Source organism: Streptomyces sp. NPDC051976 (assembly GCF_040680795.1).
Taxonomy (GTDB): domain Bacteria; phylum Actinomycetota; class Actinomycetes; order Streptomycetales; family Streptomycetaceae; genus Actinacidiphila.
Window position 1 is genome coordinate 1 of sequence record NZ_JBFAXL010000115.1, and the last position, 11,209, is coordinate 11,209.

Below are 11,209 nucleotides of genomic sequence, written 5' to 3' on the forward strand. Positions count from 1 at the left end.
CGGGGAACTGCGCGACCAGCCCTCGACGGGCTGCAGGTCACCACCGGCCCCAATGGGGCAGACGCGTTGTCTTCGGACCACCGGCCGGTGGGGGCTGAGCGCACAGTTCCCCGCGCCCCTGAAAAACAGGCCCTCCGCAAGCGCAGCGCGCTTCCCCGCGCCCCTATGGGGCACCCTCAGTTCGCGGGCTGGCCCGAAGGGCGGATTTCGGGGATGGGGGCGTGTTCGGGCTCGGGTTCGGGGGCGGCCGGGAGGGCGCGGAGCGCAGCCGGCCGCTGCCAGCCGCGTTCGCCCCGGGCGCGGAGCCAGGCGGTCGCCTCGTCGGGCGGCATGGCGGCGGCGACGAGCCAGCCCTGGACGGCGTCGCAGCGCAGGTCACGCAGCCGCTCCCAGGTCTCGTCGTCCTCGACGCCCTCGGCGACGACGAGGAGCCCGAGGGAGTGGGCGAGATCGATGGTGCAGCGCACGATCTCCGCGTCCTCGCTGTCGATGACGAGGCGGGCCACGAACGAGCGGTCGATCTTCAACTCGCTGACGGGCAGCCGCCGCAGGTGCACGAGGGAGGAGTAGCCGGTGCCGAAGTCGTCGAGCGACATCTTCACGCCGTGGCCGGTCAGGCCGTTGAGCGTGTCGGCGGCGCGCTGGGGGTCCTCCAGCAGGACGTGTTCGGTTATCTCCAGCTGGAGCGAGCCCGGCGGCACCTGGTGGCGGGCGAGGCGGGCGGCGACGGTGCCCGCGAAGCCGGGGCTGTGGACGTCGCGCGGCGAGACGTTGACGGCCACCGGCACGTCGAGGCCCATCCGGCGCCAGCGGGCGACCTGCGCGAGGGCGGTGTCGAGGACGTACTCGGTGAGTTGCGGCATCAGGCCGGAGGTCTCGGCCATGGTGATGAACTCCTCCGGGTTCACCCGGCCGCGCTCCGGGTGCTCCCAGCGCACCAGGGCCTCGAGTCCGGCCACCTGGCCGTCGAACCTGACCTTGGGCTGGTAGTGGAGTTCCACGTCGCCCGCGTCCAGGGCGCGCCGCAGGTCACCGAGCAGGCCGAGCCGATCCGGGGTGTTGCCGTCCCGGGTGGCCTCGTAGACCTCGACGCCGCTGCGGTCCCGCTTGGCCTGGTACATCGCCACATCGGCGCGGCGCAGCAGCCCTTCGGCGTCCACGGCGTGGTCGGGAAAGACGGCGACCCCGGCGCTGGCCTCCAGCACCAGGGTCAGGCCGTCCAGGCTGAGCGGGGAGCCGAGCGCCGCCACGAGGGCCCGGGCCACCCGCTGGGCGCGGGTCGGCGAGTCGCAGTTCGGCAGCAGCACGGCGAACTCGTCACCGCCGAGCCGGGCCGCCTCGGCGCCGCGCGGCAGTGCGAGCCGCAGCCGGTCGGCGACCTGCAGCAGCAGCCGGTCGCCCGCGAGATGCCCGAGGGTGTCGTTGACCGAGCGGAACTTGTCGAGGTCGATGAGGACCAGCGCGACCCTCCCCCGGCCTTCGAGCCCGGGGCTGCCCGGCTCGCCGCCCTTGCCCCGGTCCTGGGTCGCCGCGTCCAGCGCGGTCCAGGCGCGCTCCAGCAGCCACTGCCGGTTGGGCAGGCCGGTGAGCGGGTCGCGCAGCTGCTCCTCGGCGCGGGCGTGCGCGATCCACAGCGTGGAGTCCAGTGCGATCAGCGGGATGGAGAACAGCGGCAGCAGCACCGGCATGTCACAGGCGACCACGAGGATCAGCGGGGAGATGCCGAGCAGGGCGACGCCGACCATGCCCTGCCGGACCAGTGCGGTACGGGCCACCGTGGGCAGACCACCGCCCCGGGGGGCGAACGCCCACCACAGCAGCAGTCTGGTCCCGACCAGATAGGCCAGAGCGGTGACGGCGACGGTCGGCACCGCCGCCGCGGTCCACTGGTCGGGGTCCCAGGGGGCCTCGACCGACGGGTGGTGGCCGCACAGCGCCAGCACCAGCGATCCGGCGCCGATGCCGAGGATGTCTATGGCGCCGTGCAGCCCGGCCTGCCGCCAGCGGTGCCTGCGGGCGGTGCCGACGAGGACGACCACGGCGAGGCTGACCAGGACCGCGGGCACCCAGCCGTACAGCAGCAGCATCGCCAGGGTGAGGGCGGCGCCGGAGCCGGTGCCGCCCCACCAGCGGTCCCGGCCCATCGCGACCAGGTGGCCGACGATGATGCCGGTGAGGATGGCGAAGGCCCAGCCGACGGAACCGCCGGGGAACAGCGCGTGGCCGCGGTCCAGCACCCGCACCACGCCCGCCACCAGCGCCGCCCCCGCGACGGCCGGCACCCCGATCCGCACCGCGGGTGCGGCGACGGAGGGAAGCGGTGACGCGGCCTGGCTGCTGGGCAGCGGCGCCGCTGCGGCGCCCTCCGTCGGTTCCATGCCCGTCCCTCTCGCAGCCCTGTGTGGCAAGCAGGTCGCGCCGGTGCCCGCGATGGAGACCCGCTGAGGCTGCTGGAAGGTTCATGCCCGGCGGGCGCGCCTCTCAACAGTAGGCCGCGAGGCGCCGACTCGGGCACCGATCGGCCGGGGTTGCCGGAATGCGACCTGGGCTCTCACCGTATTCTGATATGGGCCGAACGGGTGACATCCCAGGGCTATTCAGCCGGATTCACCGTCGGATTCCACCGGATTCACCCGTGCGTGACGGGCGGCTTCGGCACCCTGTTCGAGCAGCACCGCGAAGCCGTCCTCGTCGAGGATCGGCACCTTCAACTGCACTGCCTTGTCGTACTTGGAACCGGGATTGTCGCCGACCACCACGAAGTCCGTTTTCTTGGAAACCGAGCCGGTGATTTTCGCTCCCCGGCTGCCCAACGCCTCTTTTGCGCCATCTCGGGTATGCCCGGCCAGCGTTCCGGTCACGACGACGGTCAGTCCTTCGAGCGGCCTCGGCCCTTCGTCCGAGCCCTCCTCGGTGAAGGTGACCCCGGCGGCCCGCCACTTCTCGATGATCTCCAGGTGCCACTCCTCGGTGAACCACTGCTTCACCGAGGCCGCGATGGTGGGGCCGACGCCGTCCACGGCGGCCAGCTCCTCCTCGGCGGCGTCCCTGATCCGGTCGAGGTCGCGGAACTCGCGGGCCAGCGCCTCGGCGGCCACCGGGCCGACATGACGGATGGACAGACCGGTGATGATCCGGGCCAGCGGGCGCTCCTTGGCCGCCGCGATGTTCTCCAGCATCGCCAGGGCGTTCTTCTTCGGCTCGCCCTTCTGGTTGGCGAAGAAGGTGACGACCTTCGGCTCACCGCTGTCCGGGTCCCGCTTGGGCAGGCCGGTGTCCTGGTCCAGGACGTGGGAGCGGATCGGCAGCAGCGTCTCGATGTCCAGGCCGAACAGGTCGCCCTCATCCTTGAGCGGCGGTTCCGAAGGCTCCAGCGGCTGGGTGAGGGCGGTGGCCGCCACATAGCCGAAGTTCTCGATGTCCAGGCACTTGCGGCCGACCAGGTAGAAGATCCGCTCGCGCAACTGGGCGGGGCAGTAGCGGGCGTTGGGGCACCGCAGGTCGATGTCCCCTTCCTTCATGGGCTGCAGGGCGGTGCCGCAGTCCGGGCACTCGGCGGGCATCACGAACTCCCGCTCGCTGCCGTCGCGCAGGTCGACCACCGGGCCGAGGATCTCCGGGATCACGTCACCGGCCTTGCGGAGCACCACGGTGTCGCCGATCAGGACACCCTTCTTCTTCACCACCTCCTGGTTGTGCAGGGTGGCGAACTCGACCTCGGAGCCCGCGACGGTGACCGGCTCCACCACCGCGTACGGCGTCACGCGCCCGGTGCGGCCGACGCCGACCCGGATGTCGACCAGCTTGGTGTTGACCTCCTCCGGCGCGTACTTCCAGGCGATGGCCCAGCGCGGCGCGCGCGAGGTGGAGCCGAGCCTGCCCTGGAGCGGGATCTCGTCGACCTTGACCACCACGCCGTCGATCTCGTGCTCGACGTCGTGCCGGTGCTCGCCGTAGTAGGCGATGAACTCCCGCACCGCGGCCAGCGAGTCCACCACCTTGTTGTAGCGGGCGGTGGGCAGACCCCACTCGTGCAGCAGCTCGTAGCCGTGCGACTGGCAGTCGATGGCGAAGCCGTCGCGGGCGCCGATGCCGTGCACGACCATCCGCAGCGGCCGGGTGGCGGTGATCCGCGGGTCCTTCTGCCGCAGCGAACCCGCCGCCGCGTTGCGGGGGTTGGCGAACGGCTTGTCGCCCGCCTCCACCAGCCGGGCGTTCAGCTCCTCGAACTTCTCGCCGGGGAAGTACACCTCGCCGCGGATCTCCACCAGGTCCGGGACGCGGTCGCCCGCGAGCCGGTCGGGGATGTCGGCGATGGTGCGGACGTTGGGCGTGATGTCCTCGCCGGTGCGGCCGTCGCCGCGGGTGGCGGCCCGGGTGAGGCGGCCGTGCTCGTACGTCAGGTTGACCGCCAGACCGTCGACCTTCAGCTCGCACAGGAAGTGGTACGGGCTGTGCGCGTTGTCGGGCGCGCCCAGCTCGGCGGCGACGCGGTCGGCCCAGGTGGCGAGTTCGTCGTCGTCGAAGGCGTTGTCGAGCGAGAGCATCCGCTCGCGGTGGGTGACGGAGGCGAAGTCCGTCTCATAGGCGCCGGAGACCTTCTGGGTCGGCGAGTCGGGCGTGCGCAGCTCGGGATACTCGTCCTCGACGGCCTCCAGCCGCCGCAGCAGCTTGTCGAACTCGGCGTCGCTGACGACCGGCGCGTCGTTCACGTAGTACCGGAAGCGGTGCTCCTCGATCTGCTCGGCCAGCAGAGCGTGCTGCTCGCGTGCCTCGGCAGGAATCTCCGTGTTCCCCACGACCCCGTCCTTCCTCACTACTCAGGGTTGTCGACGAGCGAGCGTGCCGCTCTCGCGCAGTGCATGAGCGCGGCACGGGCGTAGGCCGGTGAGGCCCCCGCCAGACCGCAGGACGGGGTGACGGCCACGGCGGAGCCCAATGCCCCCGGAGCCAGTCCCAACCTGCGCCACAGCGCCCGAACACCACTGACGCTACCGGCAGGGTCTGACAATGGGGCATCCTTGCCCGCCACGACACCGGCGAACAGCGCCGTGCCGCCCTCCACCGCCTCACCGAACGCGTCCCAGTCACGCTCGGTGAGCAGATCGAAGTCGAACGAGATCCCGGCGGCCCCGGCCCGGCGCAGCAGCGCGAACGGCACCTCGGGCGCGCAGGAGTGGACGATCGCGGGCGCCCCGGCCGCGGCCATCAGGTCGCGCAGCGCGCCCTCGATGACGGCCCGGTCGACGGCCCGGTAGGTCTGGTAGCCGCTGGCGGTCCTGATCCGGCCGTGCAGCACGGCGGTCAGCGACGGCTCGTCGAGCTGCAGCAGCACCTGGGCGCCGGGCACCCGCTGCCGCACGTCCTCGATGTGCAGCCGCAGCCCCTCGGCCAGCGACGCGGCCAGATCGCGTACGGCGCCCGGATCGCGCAGCGCCGCCTCGCCGTTGTGGGTCTCCACGGCCGCGGCCAGCGTCCACGGCCCGACGGCCTGCACCTTCAGCGGGCCCTCGTACCCTTGGGTGAACTCCTCCAGCGCGTCGAGGTCCTCGCGCAGCCAGGACGTGGCGCGCCGGCTGTCGCGCCCCGGGCGGTCGCCGAACCGCCAGCCGCTGGGCTCCACCCGCGCGTACAGCTCGACGAGCATCCCCAGGGTGCGCCCGATCATGTCGGCGCCCGGTCCCCGCGCGGGCAGTTCGGGCAGGAACGGCAGGGCCCCGACCGCCTCCACCGCGACCCGCGCGGCCTCCCGCGCGTCGCCCCCCGGCATCGACCCGACGCCGGTCGCGGCCCCCTCGGGCAGCCTGAACTCCAGTTCCGTGGTCACGCCCGAAGCGTACGGGACCGCGCCCGGCGGCCCGGTCAGCGGCCGGGGCGCACCGTCAGATCGGTGATCTCGGCGTCGCGCGGCAGGTCGAGCGCGGCCAGCACGGTGGTGGCCACCGACTCCGGGTCGATCCAGAGCGAGGGGTCGTACTCCTTGCCCTCCTGCTGGTGCACCTTCTGCTGCATGGGCGTGGCCGTACGGCTGGGGTGGACGGACGTGACGCGCACGCCGCCCGCGTGCTCCTCGGCGCGCAGCGAGTCGGCCAGTGCGCGCAGCCCGAACTTGCTGGCCGCGTACGCGCTCCACTCGGCGCTCGCCATCAGCCCGGAGGTGGAGTTGACGAAGACCACATGGCCACGGGAGAGCCGCAGTTGGGGCAGGAGCAGCCGGGTCAGCTCGGCCGGGGCGACCAGGTTCACCGCGAGGGTCTGGTCCCAGATCTTCGGTGTGAGGTCGCCGACGCGGCCGAGTTCGACCATGCCCGCGACGTGCAGCAGCGAGTCCAGCCGGTCGGGCGGCGACTGGTGGCCCAGCGCCCACGAGAGCCGGGACGGCTCGGCGAGGTCGCCCACCAGCGTCCTGGCGCCGGGGTAGCGGGCGGCCAGTTCCTTGGCCCGGCCCGCGTCCCTGGCCAGCAGCCACAGCTCGTCGCCGCGCTCCAGGAGGCGGCGCGCCAGCGCGCTGCCGATGCCGGAACCTGCCCCGGTGACGAGATGGACGCTCACACGTTCTCCTGGAGGTGGGCCATCGCCGACTCGCCGTCCTCGGCGAAGAAGACGAGGTCGGACAGCGGCAGCGGCAGGAAGCCCTCGGCGTCCATCCTGCGGAACTGCTCCTTGAGGCCGTCGTAGAAGCCCGCGCTGTTGAGCAGCACGACGGGTTTGGCGTGCATCCCGTGCTTCTTCAGCTCCAGGATCTCGGTGGCCTCGTCGAGGGTGCCGGTGCCGCCGACCATGATGACGACCGCGTCGGAGCGCACCAGCAGTTCCGCCTTGCGGTGGGCCAGGTCGGTGGCGATGATCATCTCGTCGGCGTCCTTCCTGGCCAGCTCGTGCAGGAACTCCACCGAGACGCCGACCAGCCGCCCGCCGGACTCGCGCACCCCGTCGGCGACGACCTTCATCAGCCCGGACTCGGATCCGCCCCACACCAGCGTGTGGCCGCCGGACCCGATCAGCCGGGCGAACTCGCGGGCAGGGACGGTGTACCGCTCGTCGAGTTCGGCGGCGGACAGGAAGACGCAGATGTTCATACGGTCACGGTATCGGCGCCCGCCGTCGCGCGGTCGGTGGTGGCGATGGTCGCCGATCCCACCACGCGCGTGCCGTCGTACAGCACCACGGCCTGGCCCGGGGCGACCCCGCGGACCGGCTCGGCGAAGCGCACGGCCAGCTCGTCGCCGGCCAGCTCCGCGGTGACCGGTACGTCCTCGCCGTGGGCGCGCAGCTGCGCGGTGTACGCGGCGGGGCCGGTGGGCGGGGTGCCGCACCAGCGCGGCCGGATCGCGGTCAGCGCGGTCACGTCGAGGGCGTCGGCCGGGCCGACGGTCACCGTGTTGTCCACCGGCGAGATGTCCAGGACGTAGCGCGGCTTGCCGTCGTCGGCCGGTACGCCGATCCGCAGGCCCTTGCGCTGGCCGATCGTGAAGCCGTACGCCCCGGTGTGGGTGCCGACCCGGGCGCCGTCCTGGTCGACGATCGCGCCTTCCTCGGTGCCGAGGTGCTTGGCCAGGAAGCCCTGGGTGTCGCCGTCGGCGATGAAGCAGATGTCGTGGCTGTCCGGCTTCTTCGCCACCGCGAGCCCGCGCCGCTCGGCCTCCGCGCGGATCTCGTCCTTCGTCGTCAGGGTGTCCCCCAGCGGGAACATCGCGTGCGCCAGCTGCCGCTCGTCGAGCACGCCCAGGACGTACGACTGGTCCTTGGCGGCGTCGCTCGCCCGGTGCAGCTCGCGGCTGCCGTCCTCCTTGACCAGGACCGTCGCGTAGTGGCCGGTGCAGACCGCGTCGAAGCCGAGGGCCAGGGCCTTGTCCAGCAGCGCCGCGAACTTGATCTTCTCGTTGCAGCGGAGGCAGGGGTTGGGGGTGCGGCCGGCCGCGTACTCCGCGACGAAGTCCTCCACGACGTCCTGGCGGAAGCGGTCGGCGAGGTCCCACACGTAGAAGGGGATGCCGATGACGTCCGCCGCGCGGCGGGCGTCCCGGGAGTCCTCCACCGTGCAGCAGCCGCGGGCTCCGGTCCGGAAGGACTGCGGGTTCGCCGAGAGTGCCAGGTGGACGCCTGTCACGTCGTGGCCCGCCTCGGCGGCTCTCGCCGCGGCCACGGCGGAGTCGACGCCGCCGCTCATCGCCGCCAGCACCCTCAATGGCTTGCGCCCGCTCTCACCCACATCGCTCACCCGTCCAGGGTAACGGCCCGCCCGCGCAGCCCCTCCTTTTCCCACCCGCCCGCCCTTCTGTCCTCAAACGCCGGACGGGCTGAATTCTGCTTCTGGCGGGCCGCAGGTCAGGTCTGGCCGGCGAGGCGGGCGCGGGTGACGGCGGGGGCGATGGCGGTGGTGAGGGCGGTGATGTCGGCGGGGGTGGTGGTGTGGCCGAGGGAGAAGCGGAGGGTGGCGCGGGCATGGGTGGCCGGGTGGTGCATGGCGAGGAGAACGTGGCTGGGCTGGGCGACCCCGGCGGTGCAGGCGGAGCCGGTGGAGCAGGCGATGCCCTGGGCGTCGAGCAGGAGCAGCAGGGCGTCGCCCTCGCACCCGGGAAAGGTGAAGTGGGCGTTGGCGGGCAGGCGCCCGGCGGGATCGGGGTCGCCGTTGAGGAGGGCGTCGGGGACGGCGGCGAGGACCCCGGCGACGAGCGCGTCCCGGAGCGCCCCGACCTCCCGGGTGAACTCCTCCCGCCGCTCGGCGGCGAGCGTGGCGGCGGTAGCGAAGGCGGCGATCGCGGGCACGTCGAGCGTGCCGGACCGGCTCCGCTCCTGCCCGCCGCCGTGCAGCAGCGGCACGGGCGTGTCCTCACGCCGCAGCACGAGGGCGCCGACACCGTAGGGCCCGCCGATCTTGTGCCCGGTGACGGTCATCGCGTCGAGCCCGCTGGCAGCGAAGTCCAGCTCGGTCTGCCCGAACGCCTGCACGGCGTCGGAGTGCATCGGGATGCCGAACTCCCGTGCCACCTCGGCCAGTTCCGGCACCGGCAGGATCGTGCCGACCTCGTTGTTGGCCCACATGGCGGTGACCAGGGCGACGTCGTCCGGGTTCCGCTCGATCGCGGCGCGCAACTGCGCCGGATGCACCCGGCCGTGGCCGTCGACGGGCAGCCAGTCGACGGTCGCGCCCTCGTGGTCGGCCAGCCAGTACACGGCGTCGAGCACCGCGTGGTGCTCGATCGGGCTGGCCAGCACGCGGGTTCTGCCCGGGTCGGCGGCGCGGCGGGCCCAGTACAGGCCCTTGACCGCGAGGTTGTCGGACTCGGTGCCGCCGCCGGTGAAGACGATCTCGCTGGGGCGGGCGCCGAGCGCCGCGGCGAGTGCCTCGCGGGACTCCTCGACGGTACGGCGGGCCTGCCGCCCGGCGGCGTGCAGCGAGGAGGCGTTGCCCGTCGCGGAGAGGTGGGCGGTCATCGTCCGCACCGCCTCCGGGAGCATGGGGGTGGTGGCGGCGTGGTCGAGGTAGGCCATGGTGCCCCGATTCTACGGTCGGTGCCGTGGCCCGCCGACCGCCCCCGGCCAACGGCCGCCCCCGCCGGGCCGCTGCGCCGCTCAGCCGCGCGGCGCCCGTGCCAGTTGACGGGACTGCGCCACCAGCCGGTCGGCGGCGTCCCAGACCTGGACGTCCTCCTCCAGGTAGCCGCCCGCGAGGTTGCGGGTGGTGACCGAGACGCGGACCGGGCCCGGGGCGGGGCGGCAGCGGATGTGCACGGTCAACTCCACCGTGGGCACCCAGCCCTTGATGCCGAGGTCGAAGGCGGTGGGCGGCAGGGCGTCCACCGCGAGCAGCAGGGAGAGCGGGTCGTGGTCGCGTCCGTCGGCGAGGCCGAGCCAGCCGCGCATGTCGCCGCGGCCGGAGGGGAAGCCGATCGCCCATCCCGCGGTCGCCGGGTCCAGCCGCAGGTCGAGGCGGTCGACGATGGCGGTGGAGCCGGGGACCGGGCCGCTGCCCGCGGGGGCGTCGTGGGAGCTGACGCAGTCCTCGTAGCCGGGCATCTGCGGCGGGAGCGCGGCGGTGCGTACGTCGTCGGGGAGGGCGTCGAGGTCGCCGTAGGCGGCGATGACCCGGATGCGCTCGATCTCCCGGCCCTCGTCGTCGGTCTGGTAGAGCGACGCCTGGCCGGTGGACATGGTCCGCCCGGCCCGTACCGTCTCGGTCCTGATCACGGCCGGGCCCGGCTGCGAGGCGGTCAGGTAGTGGGCGGTGACGGTGAAGGGGTCGTCGTGCGGCAGTGCGTCGCGCAGGGCGCGGCCGACCACGGCCAGCAGGTACCCGCCGTTGACGGCCTGGATGATGGTCCAGCCGGGCGACAGCGCCAGGTCGTACGTGCCGGGCTCGCCCGGCCTGGGCACGACCGCGGTGTCCCGGTCGAATTCGCTGTCCCCGATGGCCGCACGGGCCGCTGCATATGCCATGGCCGTATGTTACCCACCAGTAGGCACCTGTTGTCCAGCCCCGCCGTCCGCCCCCGCGCAGCCTCACTCCTCCTGGAGCGCCGCGCTGCGCCGGTGCCAGGCACGCGGCGCCCGCCAGTGGAAGCGCATCGCGAGCAGCCGCAGCACGAAGGCGACCAGTGCCGCGAGCGCGCTGCTCGGCCCGGTCAGCGCGTCGAAGCGGATCAGCACGGCCACCAGGCCCGCGCCGACGAGCGCGGGGACGGCGTAGAGATCGCGGTCCCAGCGCAGCAGCGAGGGCACCTCCATGGCCAGCAGGTCGCGCAGCACACCGCCGCCCGCGGCCGTCGCCAGGCCCAGCGCGGCCGACGGCACCAGGCCGAGCCCGTAGTCGTGCGCCTTGATGGTGCCGGTGACGCAGAACAGCCCGAGCCCGGCGGCGTCGAAGACGTTCACCAGGGAGTTGATCCGCTCCACCTCGGGGTGGAGGAAGAAGACCAGCGCGGTGGCGATCAACGGCGGCGAGAAGGACCCGGCGTCGGTGAAGGCGGCCGGTGGCACCGCGCCGATCACCAGGTCGCGGAAGAGGCCGCCGCCGAGCGCGGTGACCTCGGCCAGCACCGCCATGCCGAAGACGTCGTAGTTCCTGCGCACGGCCGCGAGCGCGCCGGAGATCGCGAAGACGAAGATCCCGGCGAAGTCCAGTACGTGCTGGAGCGAAGGGGTGAACACGTCCGTGGCCATGGCCTTGTTGTACTAGGGAGATGCCCCCGCCCGGCCGGGGACCGGC

At 73.1% G+C, this 11,209-nt stretch carries 9 protein-coding genes; all 9 read right to left on the bottom strand.

Features of this window, described 5'->3' with window-relative positions; genetic code table 11:
* Positions 1-176: 176 nt before the first annotated feature.
* Positions 177-2,378: a bifunctional diguanylate cyclase/phosphodiesterase gene (locus AB0M29_RS44240; RefSeq protein WP_365393319.1), complete on the bottom strand. Its 2,202-nt coding sequence runs from the start codon at positions 2,376-2,378 to the stop codon at positions 177-179.
* A gap of 219 nt (positions 2,379-2,597) precedes the next feature.
* Complete coding sequence (ligA, locus tag AB0M29_RS44245; RefSeq protein WP_365393322.1) at positions 2,598-4,799, bottom strand: NAD-dependent DNA ligase LigA; 2,202 nt, start codon at positions 4,797-4,799, stop codon at positions 2,598-2,600.
* 17 nt (positions 4,800-4,816) lie between these two features.
* The gene (locus AB0M29_RS44250; protein WP_365393325.1) at positions 4,817-5,827 is read right to left on the bottom strand and encodes a methionine synthase; all 1,011 of its coding nucleotides are present in this window, start codon (positions 5,825-5,827) and stop codon (positions 4,817-4,819) included.
* Positions 5,828-5,862: 35 nt separating this feature from the next.
* Positions 5,863-6,552 carry an SDR family oxidoreductase gene (locus AB0M29_RS44255; protein ID WP_365393328.1) on the bottom strand — a complete coding sequence of 230 codons (690 nt, stop codon included), beginning with the start codon at positions 6,550-6,552 and terminating at the stop codon, positions 5,863-5,865.
* Positions 6,549-7,079: a TIGR00730 family Rossman fold protein gene (locus AB0M29_RS44260; protein ID WP_365393331.1), complete on the bottom strand. Its 531-nt coding sequence runs from the start codon at positions 7,077-7,079 to the stop codon at positions 6,549-6,551. Before AB0M29_RS44260 ends, AB0M29_RS44255 begins: the two co-directional genes overlap by 4 nt.
* Positions 7,076-8,221, bottom strand: coding sequence for a tRNA 2-thiouridine(34) synthase MnmA (gene mnmA, locus AB0M29_RS44265; protein WP_365393334.1), 1,146 nt, complete (start codon positions 8,219-8,221; stop codon positions 7,076-7,078). Before mnmA ends, AB0M29_RS44260 begins: the two co-directional genes overlap by 4 nt.
* A 107-nt stretch (positions 8,222-8,328) precedes the next feature.
* Positions 8,329-9,495, bottom strand: a complete 1,167-nt coding sequence (locus AB0M29_RS44270; RefSeq protein ID WP_365393337.1) for a cysteine desulfurase family protein — start codon at positions 9,493-9,495, stop codon at positions 8,329-8,331.
* 81 nt (positions 9,496-9,576) lie between these two features.
* A complete protein-coding gene (locus AB0M29_RS44275; RefSeq protein WP_365393340.1) occupies positions 9,577-10,440 on the bottom strand; it encodes a thioesterase family protein in 864 nt (287 codons plus the stop codon).
* Between the two features lie 63 nt (positions 10,441-10,503).
* Positions 10,504-11,163 carry a trimeric intracellular cation channel family protein gene (locus AB0M29_RS44280; protein ID WP_365393343.1) on the bottom strand — a complete coding sequence of 220 codons (660 nt, stop codon included), beginning with the start codon at positions 11,161-11,163 and terminating at the stop codon, positions 10,504-10,506.
* Positions 11,164-11,209: the final 46 nt, after the last annotated feature.

Excerpts from the sequence above, each read along its gene's own strand:
- AB0M29_RS44270 (WP_365393337.1), bottom strand. The coding sequence starts at position 9,495 with ATGGCCTACCTCGACCACGCCGCCACCACCCCCATGCTCCCGGAGGCG.
- AB0M29_RS44275 (WP_365393340.1), bottom strand. The coding sequence starts at position 10,440 with ATGGCATATGCAGCGGCCCGTGCGGCCATCGGGGACAGCGAATTCGAC.
- AB0M29_RS44240 (WP_365393319.1), bottom strand. The coding sequence starts at position 2,378 with ATGGAACCGACGGAGGGCGCCGCAGCGGCGCCGCTGCCCAGCAGCCAG.
- AB0M29_RS44260 (WP_365393331.1), bottom strand. The coding sequence starts at position 7,079 with ATGAACATCTGCGTCTTCCTGTCCGCCGCCGAACTCGACGAGCGGTAC.
- AB0M29_RS44280 (WP_365393343.1), bottom strand. The coding sequence starts at position 11,163 with ATGGCCACGGACGTGTTCACCCCTTCGCTCCAGCACGTACTGGACTTC.